The organism is Aequorivita vladivostokensis (assembly GCF_000952855.1).
Lineage (GTDB): Bacteria > Bacteroidota > Bacteroidia > Flavobacteriales > Flavobacteriaceae > Aequorivita > Aequorivita vladivostokensis.
On the sequence record NZ_JSVU01000006.1, the window covers coordinates 130,873 to 149,157 of the forward strand.

An 18,285-nucleotide genomic window follows, 5' to 3' on the forward strand; every position below is an offset into this window, starting at 1 on the left:
GTTGTTTTCGATACTTTTAGGCTATTAAAAAAGATAACATATTATGAAAACAAGAAAATTAGAACGCGTATTGACTCCTCCCCGACCCCATATGGTTGGGGATGGGTTTAGGGTTCATCAATATATTCCTTCGGCCTTGGGCGAAGGTTTTGAAAGAATGAATCCATTTATTATGATGGATTACAACAGCAAATTTTACTTTCCGCCAACAGACCGACCCCGTGGGGTAGATGTGCATCCGCACCGTGGTTTCGAGACCGTAACCATTGCCTATAAAGGAAGCGTTGCCCATCATGACAGCGCCGGCAACAGCGGTGTAATTGGGGAAGGCGATGTACAGTGGATGACTGCCGCTTCGGGAATACTACATAAAGAATTTCACGAAGAGAATTTCAGCAAAGCGGGCGGCGATTTCCAAATGGTGCAATTGTGGATAAACCTTCCGGCAAAGGAAAAAATGGGCGCTCCAAAATATCAAGGCATCACCAATGCCCAAATGAAAAAGGTAGCGCTTCCCGATAATGCGGGAACAGTGGAAGTAATCGCCGGAGAATATCAGGGTGAAAAGGGACCGGCATTTACCTTTACTCCAGTGCATATGCTAAATGCAAAATTGAACAAAGGCGGAAGGGCAACCTTTAATTTTCCTGAAAACTATAACACGGCAATTTTGGTGATAGAAGGAAATATAAAAGTTAACGATTCCGAGGAAATTAAAACCGATGGTCTGGGTGTTTTTGAGAACGAGGGAGAAAATTTTACTATTGAAGCCCTTGATAGCGCAGTGGTTTTGGTAATTAGCGGAGAACCCATAAATGAACCAATAGCCGCCCAAGGCCCATTGGTAATGAATACCCGCGCAGAGCTGGTGCAGGCTATAAGTGATTTCAATATGGGGAAATTCGGGTATTTGGAATAAAAAAAATAGAGCAAGTTACGATAGATATCCTGAACTCGGCCTAAAGTTTTTTTGGGCCAGTTCCTTTCTTACGCGGCTCAGGCTTTCGGGCGTAATTCCCAAATACGACGCAATCATCCACTGTGGCACCCTTAACAAAAGGTCGGGGTACATTTCAATAAAACTTAGATAGCGTACTTCAGCAGTTGCGCCCAATAGAAGGTTGAGCCGCTTCTGCATATGCCTTATGTGGTTGTGCAGTAATTTATCATTGAATTTTCGAAAGGCAGGGCTGGTTTCATTGGCCTTATTGAAGAAGTCCTCGCCAATCAAAACTACTTCGGTGTCTTCAATTGCTTCAATATAACTTTCCGAAACATCATTAAAATATACACTGCTTCTGTCAACAATAAACCAATTTTCGGGAGCAAATTGCATTACGTGCTCCTTGCCCGATTCATCGAGCGTATAGGAACGCAACAGTCCCTTTTCAACAAAAAAAGAATAATTGCAAATGGCGCCTTTGGCCAATAAAAGATTGCTTTTTTCAATTTTTGAACGTTTTAAATCTGCTGAAACGCGCAGTATTTCGTCGTCGCTCATACCCGCGGTTTTCTTGAGATAGGTATAAAATGGAGCGGATTCTAATTGGCTTTTCTCTGAAATCATATTGCCCAAAATTTCTTGGATTTTAAAATTACGATATTCTTCGCAAAGCGCTACTTCCTTCCCAAAAATACTTGTGGCACTTTTTTTGTTTTCTGAAGTAGGGAACACTAAACCATTTTCAATTATGAGAAATTCTACCTCGCCCTCCGTAAATGCCGGCAGCATGGCCGACATTGCCTTTTTACTTTTGATATTCTTTTTGGTAACATCCATGATTCCGAATGACAAGGGAATAGCCCGAAATCTCCCACAAGCCTGTCCTCCCGGTGCTGACTGTAACATTCCCATTAAAAAAAATAATCTTTTCACCATTCAGGTTAATGAAAAAGGTGAAATAATGGCGAACGAAACACCCATCAATATTGACGAACTGAAGGCTAATCTGAAAGCATTTATAGACAATAACGCCGATAAAACCTGCAATTATTGCAAAGGCGAACAATTTGCCGAGGCATCAGACAATCCAAAAAAAGCTTCCATTTCACTATCGATACATCGCGAGGCGCCATACCAGAGTTTCATTACCGTTCAGGATGAAATCGCGAAGGCGTATTTTGAACTGCGAGAAACCTACGTAGCTGAATTCCTAAAAACTGATATTGATAAGATTACCGATGAACAATTAAAAAATGTGCAGGAAGCATATCCATTTCGGATTATTAAACTGTAATTGCTAATTGAAAAAAGTTTTTTAAACCTCAAATTAAAAATTCATTGTAAATTTATAATCAGTTAAAAAATACAAATCGAAATAAGATGCAGTGGACCTTCGAAAATTTTAAGCCCAAACTCGAAAACCTCACGCCCGAAGTTCGCGAAAAGGCGTTGCAGATTGCCCATCAATTGATGGAAAAGGGCGGAATTTCTGAGGAAAAGGCTATTTCCGAAGCCATCGTAAAAGCAGAGGAATGGTTTTATGACTTGGAGGGATAGTGCCGAAAAACTGCAAAAAATTTTCTACAAATGGCAAAACAAAAAGGAAATCAACTTACCCAGCAACAAACCGAAAAAATTCTCCAAACCCTACAAACCCGTTTTGAGAAAAATAAGAGCCGACATACTGCGCTAGAATGGTCAAAAGTGCAAAAGAAATTGGAAGCCAACCCAGACAAACTTTGGTCGCTATCCCAAATGGAAGAAACGGGCGGCGAGCCGGATGTCGTTGATTTTGATAAAAAAACCGGGGAATATATTTTTTACGATTGCTCCGCTGAAAGCCCAAAAGGCCGCAGAAGCTTTTGTTACGATAATGAGGCTTTGGAAGCAAGAAAAGAACACAAACCCAAAAACAGCGCGGTAGGCTTGGCTTCCCAGATGGGCATCGACCTTTTAACCGAAGCGCAATATCGCGAATTACAACAATTGGGAAAATTTGACACCAAAACTTCAAGTTGGCTAAAAACTCCAGAAAAAATTAGGAAACTTGGCGGCGCAATTTTTGGCGACTTTCGCTTCGACACTGTGTTTATATACCACAACGGGGTGCAATCTTATTATGCGGGACGGGGGTTTAGGGGCGTTTTACGGGTATAGTTTTACTGTTTTTCGTGTTCCTCCAAATCCTTTCGTAAATCCAGCTTGCGAAGTTTCGGAAAGAAAAATCCGGTGCCCAATACGGTCAAAATCGTCATTCCGCCACCAAATACTACCGCAGTTACCGTGCCCATCAACTTGGCGGTAAGCCCGCTTTCAAACGCCCCCAATTCATTGGACGACCCCACAAACATAGAATTTACCGAAGCCACTCGGCCACGCATGGCATCGGGTGTTCGCAATTGAAGAATAGTCTGCCGGATTACCATAGAAATACCATCGGTTACACCACTCAGGAAGAGTGCAATCACCGAGACCCAAAACCAAGTGGAAAGACCAAACACAATTATAGATACCCCAAAACCAAAAATTGCTACCAGTAATTTCATTCCCGCATTCTTATTGAGCGGGAAATGGGCAGAGGTAAACATAATCAACAGCGCTCCAACAGCCGGAGCAGCCCGAAGAATCCCAAAACCTTCGGGACCCACTTTTAAAATATCCTGTGCATAAATGGGCAGCAGCGCCACGGCTCCACCAAAAAGTACCGCAAACATATCTAAGGTAAGGGCACCAAGGATTACCCGTGTATTTTTTACGAACTTAATCCCCTCTTTCAGACTTTTCATAATTGGTTCGCCCAGGTTGGGATTTAGTATAGGTTTCTTCGGAATTTGGAGCAACAGCATCAGCGCCATCAATGAGAAGGCAAAAACAAAGCACATGGACCAATGCACGCCAATCCAATGGATGAAAAACCCTCCGGCAGCGGGGCCTACAACGGCGCCCATCTGCCAAACCGAACTGCTCCAGGTTGCCGCATTTGGATATATCTTTTTTGGAACCAATAGAGAAAAAAGTGAAAAAATAGTCGGCCCAAGAAAGGCGCGCACAATACCGCCGAGAAAAACCAAAAAGTAAACCAAATAGAGGACCAAATCGGTAGAAAGGCCAGCAACAATTCGAGGCCAAGTCAATAGGAATAACCCGAGGCTTACGACAGAAAAACCAAAAATACATTTTATAAGGAGTCCCCTTTTTTCACTTTGGTCAACAATATGGCCGGCAAAAAGTGCCATGGCAACTGCCGGAATCACTTCCATCAAACCTATTATACCAAGGGAAAGCGGATCTTTTGTCAAACTGTAAACCTCCCATTCAATTACTATAAACTGCATGCTCCAGGCGAAGACCATCGCAAAACGAACCAAAAGAAAAATATTGAACTCCCGAAATCGTAATGCGGCGTAGGGATCGGTTTTCTTCATTTAAAAGAAATGGATTTTTTAAAGGATGATGATTTTCCGAAGAAAATACTCCGGTCCTCCAAAAGTACTATACCAAACTGAATATGGCAATGGCGTATAGATAAAACCGCACAAAACGCAGTAGGCCAAACAAAAGATAGTTTCTGAATTTATAGTGGATCATTCCCGCAGCCATACTGGTCATGGAAAAAGGTATGGGCAATAACGCGCCAACCACAATCAGGAATCCTCCCCATTTGCGGATGTGCTTTAAATGTTTTTTCATCTTTCCCTCCATATAATTATATACTCGGGGAAGTGTAAAAACCCATTTTCCGATAAAGTATGAAATGATACCGCCAATGTAAGAGAGAGCCGCAAGCAAGGTTAAATAAAGCAAGGGCTGTGGCATCTTATCGCTCCACGCAATGAAAATCTCTGGCGGAACAAGCCCCAAAAGCGATTCCGATGCCAGAAATACAAGCAGGATATTTATGGGCGCATAAGTTTCAGTGATATAAGTGAAAAGATTGCTGAAGTCAATAACGTAAAGGTCCAGCACCACCAAAGCAGCTATAACCAAAAGAATTGGGACGATTGCCTTTTTAAGGCTTTGCCCTACAAAAGAGTAAAATCCGGTGTATTTATAATATAGGTGGGTACGCTTTAATTTATTTGTTTCAGTTTTTTTAACGGTATTCATAATTTGGGATATGCCTTTAATAATTCTCCATTACCACTTTTTCATTTATGTGGGTTCTCGCTGCAAATATACAGCTAAAGCCCCTATACTGCAACCATTTGGCAATACATTGGCGGTTAATGGAATGTTAAACATTTCACTTAGAAAATCGCTTTGAAATCTCACCATAAAAGTTAATGTTCCGTTAAATCACTACTCTGTATTGCATAGTACTGTAACAATATTCCAATAGTAGCGTCTTTTAGATATAACCCAATAAAAACTTTTTATTATGAGAACTTTAAACAGCAATCAGTTAACATCAAAAATGAAGACTTCTAAAGCCTATTCCTGGAATTTAAAAAGAAGATTTCACTAAAAACAAATTATCAAACTACTAAAATTCACAAATCATGAGGACATTGGACAGCAACGAAAGACAACACAGACCCATAAATTCCAAATCACATCTTTGGAATTCGAAAAGACGTTTTAAATAACGCACTTCAAAAACCAATAAGACAATTAACTATGAAAACCCTACGAAACATTCAAAAGAGAATTAAATGCGGATCGCAAAAACAGCACACGTTGAATTATCTAAACGCCAACAAACACCTGTTTGAAGATCCCACAATCAGAAAAACATGCAGATACATTTATTGAAACATATAAAACTGAAAAGCGACTAAGGCTGGATCGAAGAAATTTGATTCAGCTTTTTTCTTTCCCCTTCCCCACTTTAGGCTGGGGAACCGCAGGTTTTTTCTTTTCGGGCATCGGCCCTCTCAGATGGATAACCAGCCCATTCAGAAAATTCCGGAGAAACTGATCGCCACACTCCATATATTTCGGATGGTTCTCATTTCTAAAAATGGCGCCAAGCTCGCTCTTGCTTACGGCAAAATCTACCAACGAACATATTTTCACAATATCCTCATCCCGCAGCTTATGGGCCACGCGTAGTTTTTTCATTATATCGTTGTTTGAAAGTGCCATTCTTTTTAATTTGAAAAGTTAGATTGCGAAGGTATCAAATTAAGCTGGAAACCTTAAATGGCTGTTATATTTTATTTAATAAACGTTAAATGCAAGGCGTATTTATCTCAATTAAAATATCTTTAAAATAAAAACCATGAAAAATTCTGAAAAAAACACAAGCAAAAAGAAAGATGAAAAACTTCCCTACAATCCAAATGTAACCGAACACGACAAAGACATTCTTTCCCAAAAAAACATTCACGGCGACGGTGGTGATGACCAGCAACTTCGCGACCGCAAGGAGAAAGTAGATTTTGCTGGAGAAGACCTGGATGTGCCAGGCCGCGAACAAGCCAAGAAAAACAAAGGCAATGGCCTTCGCGATGAAGAGAACAAACTATTCAGCCAAGGCGGTGAGGATAATGAAAACCTGGAACAAGACAAACCTCTTTAATTTTTTTCCTAACGCGCTCTCATTGTCCCGTTGGCACCATGTACACCGGGATTTTTGTTTTTTCCAACACGCTGGAAGCCACGGTACCCAGAAATATTTTTTCCAATGTGCCGTGGCTATGGGTGCCCATGACTATCACATCGGCATTCCATTCTTCCGCATATTCCAAAATGCTTTTAGCCGTATCACCTTCGGCTAAGTGGGTGGTTACATTATTTCCACCAATATGCGCCGCTGTTTTCTCCAAATAATCCTTTGCCACTTTTACAAATTCTTCCTGTATCCTAAAATCTACCGGAAATGCGTAGCCTTCATAACCCATAATTGGTTCATATTGCATACCGTAATACCTCACTTCGGCCAAAACGTGGAATAAACAAATCTCGGCATCCATCAATTGGGCAAGTTCCTTTCCCTTATTTACAACCTTTTCGGAATTTGGGTTGTAGTCCAATGCTATCAATACCTTTTTCATCTTTTATAATTGTTAGTTGTTTCACTCATTTTATAAAAACTGTCCCTCCGTAATCGGAGGATAAATTTCAGAATAACACATAATGTCAGTTTCCACTTGCTTAAAGATATAACTTCTATTTAAGTCTGAAAGCTTTTTACAGCCGGCGGCAGCAAAAAGTTCCAAAAATTCCTTTACGGTTTCTCCCTGATAGTTTTTAACGCGTTTCCACTTTTCGGAAACAACCAGACCTCGCATTAGACTCGGATTATTGGTGGTAACGCCCGTGGGGCAAGTGTTCCTGTCGCAGCGTAAGGCCTGGATACAACCAAGAGCCAGCATCATACCCCTTGCGGAATTGCAAATGTCAGCGCCTATGGAGAGTGCCTTGAAAATATCAAAAGCCGTAAAGATTTTGGTCGCGGTTATTACTTTAATGTCCTTTTTTAGATTATATCCCCTTAGGGAATCCACCACAAAAACCAGTGCCTTTTCCCAAGGCATGCCCACATAGTTTGAAAAATCGATGGGTGCTGCGCCCGTGCCTCCCTCAGAGCCATCAACGGTTATAAAGTCTGGTTTTATACCTGTTTCTACCATTTTTTCACAGATGTCCAGAAATTCCTGCTTGCTGCCAATGCACAATTTAAAACCAATGGGCTTGCCATCGCTCAAATCCCGCATTTGTTGCACGAATTTCAGCAGTCCTTCCGCATCGTCAAAAGCACTATGCCCGGGTGGCGAAAGCACGGTTGTGTGGGGTTTTACTCCTCTGATTTTTGCAATTTCCTCATTGTTTTTTACCGCAGGAAGCACTCCGCCGTGACCGGGTTTAGCGCCTTGGCTTATTTTTATCTCAATCATTTTAACAGCCGGAATTGCCACTTTTTCCTTAAATTTTTCAGGTGAAAAGTTTCCGTCTTCCGTTCTGCAACCAAAGTAGCCCGTGCCCACCTCATAGACCAAATCTCCGCCTTTTAAATGGTATTCTGAAATTCCACCTTCGCCCGTATCGTGGAAAAAGTTGCCCGCCTTGGCGCCAAGATTTAAGGCCATAACCGCATTTTTGCTCAGCGCTCCAAAGCTCATTGCCGAAATATTGAAGATGCTCGCACTATAAGGCTGTTTGCAATCCGGTCCTCCCACGAGCACGCGCGGAGGCTCCTCGAGAAGTTTGGTGGGATATATGCTGTGCTTCATCCACTTGTAATTTTCCTCCTCCACATTTAGCTCCGTGCCAAAGGGATGGGTTTCATTCTGCAGCTTTGCCCTTTCGTAAATATAGGTCCGGTGATTTCTGTCTATAGGTTTGCCGTCGGTATCGGTCTCTACAAAATATTGATGGATTTCGGGCCCTATCATTTCCAAAAGATACCGCATGTGGCCCAAGACGGGAAAATTCCGAAGAATGGTGTGTTTCTTCTGAAATAAATCGTAAATACCTATCGCAAAAATAAGGGCGGCCAAGACGGAAAAACCGTACGCCGGCCAAATTGCCGTGCAAGTAATTATCGCGATTATTCCCAAGGCTATAAACGTAAACTTTATTGCTTCTCTCATTATCTAATACTAAAAATTATTTGGAACCGTGAAAAAATGCCTTTATCTCATCCATTAAGTTGTTTTTTTGGTTTTTGTCACCTTCCACTGAAAGCAATATTTCCTTTACCTTGGATTTTCCGAAGCCCCAGGCTTCCTGCAAAGTAATATGTGGCGGCAGTGAAAGTTCCCCGGGATTGGTAACGGCATTAATAATGAAGGGTTTAGGCGAGGCGATTGCCATCTCAATGGCCCTTTCAATGTCTGAAGCGTGCTCCACACGTATGCCATCGACACCGCAAAGTTTGGCATATTCGGCAAAATTTGGATTCTGTAATCCCAAAGCCTCATCCGCCATTGCATATCCGGCCTCTTCCATTTCTATCTTTACAAAACCCAGCTGACTGTTGTTATAGACCAATATCTTTACCGGCCAATTATAGCGAACGTCCGTAATAAAATCGTTCATACACATACCGAAAGCCCCATCGCCCACTATGGCCCAAACCTGTCTTTCAGGATTTACCGACTGGATGCCCATGGCTGCCGGAAAACCCACAGCCATACTGCCATGGTTGAAGGAACCGAGCAATCTTCTGTTGCCCGATAGGGTTAAATGATGCGCGACCCAAATGGCGCTCTCTCCCACATCGACCGTAAAACAGGCGTCTTGGGAGGCCTTCCTATTAAGAGCACTCATAAAAAGTTGTGGATGCAGCGGCTCTTCGTCATTTTCCAGACTACTGCTTTCCGCCTTTTGTTTTTTCCACTTTTGAAAATTGGAAACCAGTCCGTCCAAGAATTCCGAATTTTCCTTCGGCACAATCTTCTGATTCAGTTTTTGAAGCGTAGCAAGACAATTGCCCTGAAGGCCAATATCCACCTTTATTCGGTTGCCAATATTCTCAACACGCTTGTCCACCTGAATCACGGTGGCATTCTCTGGAAGAAAGTTACTATACGGAAAATCGGTGCCCAGCATTAACAGGACATCCGCTTTCATTACAGCGTGATAGCCGGATGGATTGCCTATTAAACCTGTTAGGCCCACCACGTTTTTGTCATCGTTATGAATTATATCAGAAGAGCGCAAGGTGTGGACAATTGGCGCTTTTAGCATTTCAGAAAGTGCCAAAACCTCTTCCCGCGCCTTCTTACATCCAGCTCCGGCCAAGATGGTAACATTTTCCGAATCGTTTAAAACCCTCGCTATCTGATTGATATCGGCTTCGGAAGGTACGAGGGTAGCATTTCCTCTGAAAACGGGATGCTTGTAATGACTTCCACTCGCTTTCTGGCTGGCAATATCTACAGGAATCTCCACCCGAACCACGGCCCGCCGCTCCAAGGCAATCTGGATAGCCCGCAGCACAATGCGCGGTGCCTCTTCCGCAGAACGGATTACTGCTTGGTATGCGCATACATCATCAAAAATTTTGGTGAGACCAACTTCCTGAAAATAATTGGTTCCCAGATTTACCTGTGCCACTTGCCCACTAATGGCAAGCACCGGCACACGCTCCTTTTTGGCATTGTAAAGCCCGTTGATTAAATGTAATGTTCCAGGGCCAACCGTACCTGCACAGACAGCCAGATTATCGGTCATTTGAGCTTCGGCACACGCCGCAAATGCACCGTTTTCCTCGTGCCTTACCGCGAGCCATCGCATTGCGTCATCGGCTCTTATGGCATCAGTAAACGTATTCAACGCATCGCCTGTAACGCCCCAAATCTGTTTTACACCTATGTCTTTTAAGATTTGAAGAATTTGTTCAGAAACATTCATTGGAAAGTAATTTTTTCTTAAAATTAATAAGCTTCCAATGAAAACTGAAGTATATGAAAGGATATTTCCGCTTATTAAGGGAAATTTAACGATAAGCGATTAAGTTTCTTCCTTTAAGCTATTGTTTAACAATAATTGCAGTTGCCTTATTGCCAGTTAGTAGATTCCATTCGTAGGAAGCCAAGAGGTTACCTACTTCGTCGTAAATATTCAATTGAGCTGTATTGGGACCGGATGTACCTTGATTTAGTGCTTCAAAATCTACCTTATTAAAGCCGTCCTGCAAAGGCAGATCAAAACCTCTAAAACTCCCTTCCAGCCTTGCACGAGGTATGGCAATTTCACCATTTACATAAATGCGAATCATATCGCCATCCACAAATTCGTGATCGCGGTACATAAATGTTGCTTTCTTTGCCTTGGTTTTAAAGTCTCCCAAATATTGATCTTTTCCGTATTCAGGCTTTTCTTCTTTGTCCTTTGAGAAATATTTTGGAGCTTTATTGGTCCCACTGTATTCCAGTAAGCCATCACCGTTTTGCATATCTATCTGCTTTTCTTTTTCCTTCCCCAAATCAGAATTATCGGGAGCATTCGGATTCTTAGTATTGGTAAGTGAAGGTGCTTTTACCGCTGGGATTTCAAAACCCGTGGGACTATTGACGTTTGAATCTGAAGCGTTGAAACGTACCGAGTTATTGGGCAGTTCAATTTGTGAGAAAGACGAACAACTCATCAAAAAAAAGCCGAGGTAAAAAAAATTCTTTATCATTGCTATAAAACTTTATATATCGCTTACAACTATTGCACCAAAATTACTATTCCGATTACAATAAATGTATTTATAGTTTTAATTATTCCTTGCGTTTTTTTCGCTTACTTCTCCAAATCAAAAAGAATACTACGGCACATAAAGGTAGGATAATGTAAATAATTATATCGGCTGGATCGGTTATGTCTATGGGCCGTTCGCTCGGTTTTGGTACTTCTGTCGGTTTTTGGGCGTATCCCAATGCAAATATTAACTGAAACGCAAAGAATAAGAATTTGTTCATTTTCATATTTTTTTCAGTAATGTATGCAAAAAAATACTGGCAGTCAAATTTTAACAACTTCTGTTAACTATTTGGAAATTACCCTAAAATGTCTTACTATGCCGTGTTATTATTAAAAACAGAGAGAATATATGAGACAACTTAAGATCACGAAGCAGGTAACCAACCGGGAAACCAAATCTTTAAACAGTTATTTACAGGACGTTAGCAAAATAGATTTGATCACGGCCGAAGAAGAAGTAGAGTTGGCACAGCGCATTCGTGAAGGAGATCAGGCTGCTTTGAACAAATTGAGCAGAGCAAACTTACGATTTGTGATTTCCGTGGCAAAACAATACCAAAACCAGGGTCTTAGTCTTCCCGACCTAATCAACGAAGGAAACGTGGGCTTGGTAAAAGCCGCCAAAAGGTTTGATGAAACCCGGGGCTTTAAATTTATTTCGTATGCGGTATGGTGGATTCGTCAAGCTATTTTGCAAGCCATTGCCGAACAGTCGCGCGTGGTGCGTTTACCGTTGAACAAAATTGGCGATATAAACAAAATCAAGAAAGCCTCCATTCACCTTGAGCAAAAATTTCAACGGGTACCTACCGCGGCTGAAATTGCCAAGGAGCTTGATTTCAGTGAGTCAAAGGTGAAAAGTTCACTTAAAAACTCCACCAGAAGTCTCTCGATGGACGCTCCTTTCCAAGAGGGCGAAAACGACAACAACCTGTACGATGTGCTAAGTTCGGGGGAAAGCCCGAACCCAGATAAGAGCCTGATGCACGAATCGCTTAGAATTGAAATTAATCGTGCCTTAGATACATTGGCACCGCGAGAGGCCGATGTTGTAAAATTGAATTTTGGCCTTTGCGGCCAGCCACCAATGACCTTACAGGAAATTGGCGACACTTTCGATTTAAGCCGTGAGCGCGTACGCCAAATTCGTGAAAAGGCAATAAGAAGGCTTCGGCAAACCTCCAAGAGTCACATCTTGAAGAAGTATCTAGGCTAAACTAAATGTTAAAAATATTGGCGGCGCCAATATTTTATGAAATTCTTAGGAACGAGTTTTATTTCTGCGGTTATCTTTATAAGACTAACCAACAAACCCAATGACCACAGAAATAATACTCGTTTTTTCTATTCTGTTAGTTACCATTCTCCTTTTCGCTTTTGAAGTCTTTTCAGTAGATAAAATTGCGATGTTTGTTATCGCTTCGCTAGCACTTACCGGTCTGGTAGAACCAGAGGAAGCCATATCCGGATTTTCAAACACGGCAACCATAACGGTGCTATCGCTGATGATTATTGCCCTGGCGCTGGAAGATAACGGTGTTATTGCTTCTTTGGCGCGCTTTCTCAAAAACCTCCACGTACTCCCACTCTTTCTTTTGTTGCCCGTTTTTATGTTTATTACGGGCGGTATTTCGGCCTTTATCAATACCACGGCCGTTGTGATCGTTTTTATCAAGATCATTTCAGAATTGGCAAAACGGTTCAATGTCTCCCAATCCAAGCTACTTCTTCCTATTTCCTTTGCAGGTATTTTAGGCGGAAGCTGTACCCTTATGGGAACCTCCACAAACCTTATCGTAAATTCCGTGGCGCGCGATTTAGGTGCGGAAAGGTTCAGCTTCTTTGAATTTTCGTTCTTTGGATTGATTTTTCTGCTCGTGGGGATTGTAGTGGTAACGATCGCCTCTAGATGGCTTCCGAAGGATTCCAAGGAAAACCTGCACGATATGTACGATCTCGAAAACTTCGTGACCACGGTTGTAATCAATAAGGATTCCAACTTAATCGACAAAAAGATTGAAGACACCTTTCTATATACCAATCCCGAAATTTCAATTCTTAAACTTACCCGACGTAAGCAGATAACCAATGCCCCAGGGCGTTACATTACCTTAAAGGCCAACGATAAATTGTTGCTGATGTGCGATCTGGAAAATTTGGCAAAGCTGAATGAAGCCGAGGGACTGAGCGTCCATAAGACTCAGGAAAAGAGCAAAAAAGGACAAGCATTGGAAAACGACGATGAACCCGAAAGCATAAAAAAACAGGACGATTTTGGATTTGTGGAGCTGCTGATATTACCTGGTTCAATTTTGATTGGTAAAACATTGAAACAACTCCGAAAGCAAACCTTCCAAAGTGCCCTGCCCATTGCCATCAAAAAAAGGAGAAACATCCGTAATACCAAGGAACGCCTAGTGCGAAAGGATATAGAGCAGATAACCTTAAAGCCCGGGGATAGATTATTGGTGGAAATTCCGAAGAATGAGATAAGCCAGCTCTATGATATGGAGAACGTGGCGATTCTTCGGGAGCACAAAACCAAGCCCTCCGTAAATACGCAAAAGCGAATGCTTTCCTTCGTAATCCTTATTCTGGTGATAGGATTGGCGGCAAGCGGTATTCTTTCTATTTTAATAAGTGCCATTACCGGCGTAAGTTTATTATTGCTTACTAAGTGCCTAGATCTAAACGACGTGTACCATCGCGTTAACTGGCAGGTTATTTTTCTCTTGGCGGGTATGATACCACTAGGAATAGCAATGAACAATACGGGAGCCGACAAATGGATTTCAGACCATCTGCTGGATATTCTTAGTGGGCAATCCCATCTTGTGGTTATCGGCCTTATATTCTTGATTACCATGTTAATGAGCAGTGTGGTGAGCAACAATGCTACTGCCATTATCATGACGCCCATTGCCATAGCCGTTGCCGTAGGGCTCGATTTAACGATGAAGCCGTTTATTCTCGCAGTTCTTTTTGGTGCCAATTTTAGTTTTTTTACCCCTATGGGCTACCAAACAAACACATTAATTTACGGCATGGGCTTTTATAAGTTCAAACATTTTTTTATAATTGGAGGCATACTTTCCTTAATTCTTTGGGTTTTGGGTACTTTTATGCTTTCCACTCTCTTTTAAACTATAATTATTATGTCACAGAAATTTTCAATAAACGATTCAATTTCCAACCTATGGGACAAGCTTGATGGCTGGCTCGATGCCATCATCTTAAAACTCCCCAATTTTATAGTTGCCATTTTAGTAATGGTAATCTTCTACTTTATCGCTCAAGGACTGCGTAAACTTTCCTATCGATTACTCTTCAGGAAAATAGCTGATGAGTCAGTCCGGCAAATGATGGCAAAGATTGTAAAGGCCGTGGTCATTCTTATCGGTTTTTTCGTAGCACTGGGCGTTATGCAACTGGACAAGGTACTTACCTCTGTCCTTGCCGGGGCAGGGGTTGTAGGTCTTGCCATAGGCCTTGCATTGCAGGGCACGCTGAGCAACACCTTTTCGGGCCTTATGCTTTCGTTTTTGCCGAAGGTGCGCATTGGCGACTTTATTGATGCCCAGGGAAAAAGTGGTTATGTGGATGAAATAAATCTTAGAAACGTGACCATCCGCCAGACGGACAATGAATATGTGGTAATCCCAAATTCCATTTTTATTGAAAATCCTTTCACCAATTATTCCTGGTCCAAGCGTTCCCGAATAGACGTAAGCTGCGGGGTGGGCTATGAGAGCGATCTGCAGCAGGTTGAAGATTTGGTGGTGAAGTTGATGAAAGAAAACTTTGAGCAGCACGAGAACGAAGGGATTGAGTTTTTCTATACTGAATTTGGCGATAGTTCTATCAACTTCAAGACCCGTTTTTGGATTGACAGTACCAAGCCAAAACCCAAACTGGAGGCGCAGCACAAGGCCATTAAGCTTATCAAGAAAAACTTTGACGAAGCTGGCATCAACATTCCGTTCCCTATCCGTACCTTGGATTTTGGAAAGAACAAACTGCAGATGGCGCCGCGCGAAGAGTCCTCCAACGGCAATAGTCACCCTGGAGATAAGGAATAAATCAACTATTATAACCCTCTCAAAACCATAAACTATGAAAAAATTGCTAAGAATATTGCTCGCCGGTTGGGGTGCCAAGAAGATAGGCGGAGGCAAGTGCGGCTGCATAGGCACCATCGTTGTCTTTCTGATCCTTTACTGGTTGTTGGGCTTCGTTTTTGATGTTTTCTGATCATCCCCATCGTCGCCGTGCTTAAGTATCGGTAAATTTTCCTATTAAGAAATGCTCCCGGAAATGGGAGCGCTTCTGTTATTTCCACATTTCCTTCGCTAAAAAAGAACGTACCGCAAGTCTGGGGAATTTTGGGAGATAACCAGGGACGTTTTCGTTCCCGCCCCAGGTTCTATAAAATATTGTGCTATTTTCTATAAAATATTGCCTATTTTTTTATAAATATTGCGCTATAATTTTCAAAATATTACGCTATATTTATTAAATCAATAACTACAAAGCAATATCAATATGGCTATCGGGTACCGCATTGTTCGCAGGAAGAATCCTCAGAATTCCGCAGAAACGCAATATATTATGCAGCATATTTCCAAAGGAATTGTTGACCTAGACCAGATGGCAGCAGAGATAACCAAGGAAAGCGCCTTTTCCGAAGCCGATGTAATTGGCGTGGTAACGGCGCTATCCAGCAAACTCCAGCAACATCTGAAACGGGGCAATAGTGTGGATATAGGCCCTTTGGGAAGGTATAAAATTGGGTTCAGCGCCAAACCTCTCCCCGACTCCCAAGCAACTTCCGCGCCCAAAGCAGAGCGCTTCTACATAAACTTCCAGCCCGGCAGCCGAATAAAAAGATGGTTAAAAACGGGGCTGACACTTCAATTGGAGAAATAATCAATACGCTTAGAGGCTAATATTCCAATTTTTTGCGGAGTGTCTTTTAACAAAACAATAGCATGCCTTAACTAATTTTTTGGTGGAAGGTGCATTTATATTTGCATTACAAACCTTTAAAACTTAAGTATTATGAAAAAAGCTATTGCACTAACCATGCTGGCAACAGCAATTTTTGCTACCTCCTGTGTATCAAAAAAGAAGTATGTAGAATTGGAGAACCAGTATAATGATACGCGTTCTACCCTAGCAAGGACCCAGCTTGAAAAAGAAGAAATTGAAGCCAAGTACGCAAAAATTGAAGAGCGCGTGGCTAGTTACAATTCAAAAATCCAGTCGTTGACCGACAGTAACAACAACCGCCTACAGCAGATTGAAGGAGTTGTGGTATCAGAAAATGACAAGGAAAAAATGAGAAAAGCCCTCGCCAATGTAGATCCCCAAGAATTGGCACAGGCAAAGACCCTAAAGGATTCAATGAACCTTATTGTTTCCTACAATCTTAAAAAGAACCTTGACAACAGTTTGGTTGGCGAAGGTGAAGAAGATGATATCAAGATTGATATTGACGAAACAGTGGTAATGATTACCATTTCAGATAAATTGTTGTTCAATTCGGGAAGTGCCCGTGTAAATTCAAAGGCAAATCCATTATTGGAGCGATTGGCAAATGTTATTAACAGCGAGCCCGCCCTTGAGGTAATGGTAGAAGGCCATACCGATAGCCAGACCATAAAGCCAGGAGCTTACATAAAGGACAATTGGGAATTGAGCGTGGACCGTTCCACAGCGGTAATCCGCAAGTTGCAGGATGACTACGGTGTAGCTCCCGAAAAATTGATTGCCGCAGGACGTAGCAGCTATCACCCACTTACCGAAAACGAAACCAAGGAAGGCCGCGCCAAGAACAGAAGAACGCGCATTGTAATTCTGCCAAACCTTGATAAATTCTTGGCCCTGCTTTCTGCCAACTAAAAAAGAAAGTAAATAACTATGGTAAAGGCGATCTATTGAAAAGTAGATCGCCTTTTTTATTTCCCCAAATAATCCTTTCCACATTTTGCTCTGTTGAAAGTGGATTAGTTCTAAAGTCTTCGTAAAAAGAACAGTTTTGTTAAAGCAATCACAAAAATATTTATCTTTAATAAATATATCAGATTTTAGAAAAATATGGAGAAGAAACTACTTTCCGACTTCTGTGAACTATATCTATACGATACCTATTCCATACTGCGTGTCTTTGAAAACCAGCATATTGACATAGAAAAAAATGATTGGATCCGGGCCAACTACAAAGCACATTTCGGCAAGAGACCGTTTGTGGTCATTGCCGATAGGAGATATCCACATACATTAGATCTGGACATTTATAAAAATGGAAAGATGCGGAATAAAAAGGGAATGGCCATCGTCTCAACCCAGGAAGCAGAAAAGGAAAGAGCTCTTGTAGAACAAAAACTCTTCCCCCATAGTTTTGCTTTTTTTGATAATTTGGAAAACGCTCGTGCCTGGGCCCAATCGTTTTCTTTCAAATAGACTATTTTGAAGGTGGCATAGAAGGCCGTACCTCAACCTTGCTCGGTAAGGTGCGGGGATTCATTTTTAAGAGATCCACAACCAGCTGCCCCATATCTTCAATCTGTATTTTCCACGCATCTTCTTCATCGGGTTCATTACCATTAAAATGCGTAGAAACCGAACCGGGCATAATAGTGCTGATCTTCACCCCTTGGTCCCGCAGATCAAGCATCGCGGCCTGGGTAAAACCCGTAACGCCAAATTTACTTGCATTGTAGGCACTTCCACCTTTAAAAAAGTTAGTCCCCGCCAAACTGGAGATACTTATGTAATACCCTTTGTTTTTTTTCAATTGGTCCACGCTTGCCTTTAAAGAGTAGAACGGCCCCGAGAGGTTGGTATCAATGGTTTCCTTCCACTGCTCGATGGTGAGGTCTTCCACAGAGCCAAAATGGCCAAGACCCGCATTGGCAATCACAATATCCAAACTGCCGAATTGTGCAACTACTTCCTTCACGGCACGTTCTTGGCTCTTATAGTCGCGCACATCGGCTTCCAATCCTATGGCCTGTGCCCTGTCGTTGCCGTGCGAGTTCAGTTTTTTTGAGGCTTCTTCAGCAGTTTTTTTGGTTCTTCCGGTTATGGCCACGTTTATGCCATGCTTGAGCAGTGCTTCGGCTATTCCGTATCCTATTCCTTTAGTACCGCCTGTAATAAGTGCGGATTTGTTTTGTAAATCATTCATAATATTTCGTTTTTTC

General features: G+C 42.0%; 22 protein-coding genes. 12 read left to right on the forward strand and 10 right to left on the reverse strand.

Annotation, left to right across the window (positions count from 1 at the left end):
• The first annotated feature begins 43 nt into the window (after positions 1–43).
• A complete protein-coding gene (locus MB09_RS10850) occupies positions 44–919 on the forward strand; it encodes a pirin family protein (protein WP_045080943.1) in 876 nt (291 codons plus the stop codon).
• A 15-nt stretch (positions 920–934) separates the two neighbouring features.
• Here MB09_RS10850 and MB09_RS10855 read toward each other — a convergent pair whose 3' ends face one another.
• Positions 935–1,732, reverse strand: coding sequence for a Crp/Fnr family transcriptional regulator (locus MB09_RS10855; protein ID WP_317619484.1), 798 nt, complete (start codon positions 1,730–1,732; stop codon positions 935–937).
• On the opposite strand from MB09_RS10855, the gene MB09_RS10860 reads away from it, so the two are divergent.
• The 3 genes from MB09_RS10860 to MB09_RS10865 all read left to right on the forward strand — a co-directional run bounded on the left by MB09_RS10860 (position 1,692) and on the right by MB09_RS10865 (position 3,100).
• Complete coding sequence (locus MB09_RS10860; protein ID WP_045080944.1) at positions 1,692–2,237, forward strand: ExbD/TolR family protein; 546 nt, start codon at positions 1,692–1,694, stop codon at positions 2,235–2,237. The two genes, MB09_RS10855 and MB09_RS10860, sit on opposite strands and share 41 nt — an antisense overlap.
• A gap of 86 nt (positions 2,238–2,323) precedes the next feature.
• The gene (locus MB09_RS16200) at positions 2,324–2,500 is read left to right on the forward strand and encodes a hypothetical protein (RefSeq protein WP_165586700.1); all 177 of its coding nucleotides are present in this window, start codon (positions 2,324–2,326) and stop codon (positions 2,498–2,500) included.
• A 30-nt stretch (positions 2,501–2,530) separates the two neighbouring features.
• On the forward strand, positions 2,531–3,100 hold the full coding sequence (locus tag MB09_RS10865) for a DUF4256 domain-containing protein (RefSeq protein ID WP_045080945.1): 570 nt from the start codon (positions 2,531–2,533) through the stop codon (positions 3,098–3,100).
• Positions 3,101–3,102: 2 nt separating this feature from the next.
• Here MB09_RS10865 and MB09_RS10870 read toward each other — a convergent pair whose 3' ends face one another.
• From MB09_RS10870 to MB09_RS10880, 3 genes are all read right to left on the reverse strand, one after another.
• Positions 3,103–4,368, reverse strand: a complete 1,266-nt coding sequence (locus MB09_RS10870) for an MFS transporter (protein WP_045080946.1) — start codon at positions 4,366–4,368, stop codon at positions 3,103–3,105.
• Between the two features lie 67 nt (positions 4,369–4,435).
• Positions 4,436–5,050 (reverse strand): YqaA family protein, encoded by a 615-nt coding sequence (locus MB09_RS10875; RefSeq protein ID WP_045080947.1) that lies wholly within the window; start codon positions 5,048–5,050, stop codon positions 4,436–4,438.
• A 693-nt stretch (positions 5,051–5,743) separates the two neighbouring features.
• Positions 5,744–6,028: a DUF1456 family protein gene (locus tag MB09_RS10880; RefSeq protein ID WP_045080948.1), complete on the reverse strand. Its 285-nt coding sequence runs from the start codon at positions 6,026–6,028 to the stop codon at positions 5,744–5,746.
• A 136-nt stretch (positions 6,029–6,164) separates the two neighbouring features.
• Here MB09_RS10880 and MB09_RS10885 point away from each other — a divergent pair, with 136 nt between their 5' ends.
• Entirely contained in the window at positions 6,165–6,464 is a 300-nt protein-coding gene (locus tag MB09_RS10885; RefSeq protein WP_045080949.1) for a hypothetical protein, read from the forward strand.
• A gap of 19 nt (positions 6,465–6,483) precedes the next feature.
• On the opposite strand, the gene MB09_RS10890 is transcribed toward MB09_RS10885, so the two are convergent.
• The 5 genes from MB09_RS10890 to MB09_RS10910 form a co-directional block, all read right to left on the reverse strand.
• Positions 6,484–6,939: a universal stress protein gene (locus MB09_RS10890; RefSeq protein WP_045080950.1), complete on the reverse strand. Its 456-nt coding sequence runs from the start codon at positions 6,937–6,939 to the stop codon at positions 6,484–6,486.
• A 30-nt stretch (positions 6,940–6,969) separates the two neighbouring features.
• On the reverse strand, positions 6,970–8,478 hold the full coding sequence (locus MB09_RS10895; protein WP_045080951.1) for an FMN-binding glutamate synthase family protein: 1,509 nt from the start codon (positions 8,476–8,478) through the stop codon (positions 6,970–6,972).
• A gap of 16 nt (positions 8,479–8,494) precedes the next feature.
• Positions 8,495–10,243: a thiamine pyrophosphate-dependent enzyme gene (locus tag MB09_RS10900; RefSeq protein WP_045080952.1), complete on the reverse strand. Its 1,749-nt coding sequence runs from the start codon at positions 10,241–10,243 to the stop codon at positions 8,495–8,497.
• 118 nt (positions 10,244–10,361) lie between these two features.
• Positions 10,362–11,015: a hypothetical protein gene (locus MB09_RS10905; RefSeq protein ID WP_052671354.1), complete on the reverse strand. Its 654-nt coding sequence runs from the start codon at positions 11,013–11,015 to the stop codon at positions 10,362–10,364.
• A gap of 82 nt (positions 11,016–11,097) precedes the next feature.
• Positions 11,098–11,298 carry a FeoB-associated Cys-rich membrane protein gene (locus MB09_RS10910; protein ID WP_045081000.1) on the reverse strand — a complete coding sequence of 67 codons (201 nt, stop codon included), beginning with the start codon at positions 11,296–11,298 and terminating at the stop codon, positions 11,098–11,100.
• A 131-nt stretch (positions 11,299–11,429) separates the two neighbouring features.
• On the opposite strand from MB09_RS10910, the gene MB09_RS10915 reads away from it, so the two are divergent.
• The 7 genes from MB09_RS10915 to MB09_RS10945 all read left to right on the forward strand — a co-directional run bounded on the left by MB09_RS10915 (position 11,430) and on the right by MB09_RS10945 (position 17,542).
• Complete coding sequence (locus MB09_RS10915) at positions 11,430–12,296, forward strand: sigma-70 family RNA polymerase sigma factor (RefSeq protein ID WP_045080953.1); 867 nt, start codon at positions 11,430–11,432, stop codon at positions 12,294–12,296.
• A 100-nt stretch (positions 12,297–12,396) separates the two neighbouring features.
• Positions 12,397–14,223, forward strand: coding sequence for an SLC13 family permease (locus MB09_RS10920; protein ID WP_045080954.1), 1,827 nt, complete (start codon positions 12,397–12,399; stop codon positions 14,221–14,223).
• 12 nt (positions 14,224–14,235) lie between these two features.
• Positions 14,236–15,159 carry a mechanosensitive ion channel family protein gene (locus MB09_RS10925; protein WP_045080955.1) on the forward strand — a complete coding sequence of 308 codons (924 nt, stop codon included), beginning with the start codon at positions 14,236–14,238 and terminating at the stop codon, positions 15,157–15,159.
• Positions 15,160–15,193: 34 nt separating this feature from the next.
• Positions 15,194–15,331: a hypothetical protein gene (locus tag MB09_RS16205; RefSeq protein WP_045080956.1), complete on the forward strand. Its 138-nt coding sequence runs from the start codon at positions 15,194–15,196 to the stop codon at positions 15,329–15,331.
• Positions 15,332–15,622: 291 nt separating this feature from the next.
• Positions 15,623–16,006 carry an HU family DNA-binding protein gene (locus MB09_RS15510; protein ID WP_052671356.1) on the forward strand — a complete coding sequence of 128 codons (384 nt, stop codon included), beginning with the start codon at positions 15,623–15,625 and terminating at the stop codon, positions 16,004–16,006.
• A gap of 132 nt (positions 16,007–16,138) precedes the next feature.
• The gene (locus MB09_RS10940) at positions 16,139–16,981 is read left to right on the forward strand and encodes an OmpA/MotB family protein (RefSeq protein WP_045080957.1); all 843 of its coding nucleotides are present in this window, start codon (positions 16,139–16,141) and stop codon (positions 16,979–16,981) included.
• Between the two features lie 195 nt (positions 16,982–17,176).
• Positions 17,177–17,542, forward strand: a complete 366-nt coding sequence (locus tag MB09_RS10945; protein ID WP_045080958.1) for a hypothetical protein — start codon at positions 17,177–17,179, stop codon at positions 17,540–17,542.
• Between the two features lies 1 nt (position 17,543).
• Here MB09_RS10945 and MB09_RS10950 read toward each other — a convergent pair whose 3' ends face one another.
• Positions 17,544–18,269 (reverse strand): SDR family oxidoreductase, encoded by a 726-nt coding sequence (locus tag MB09_RS10950; RefSeq protein ID WP_045080959.1) that lies wholly within the window; start codon positions 18,267–18,269, stop codon positions 17,544–17,546.
• Positions 18,270–18,285: the final 16 nt, after the last annotated feature.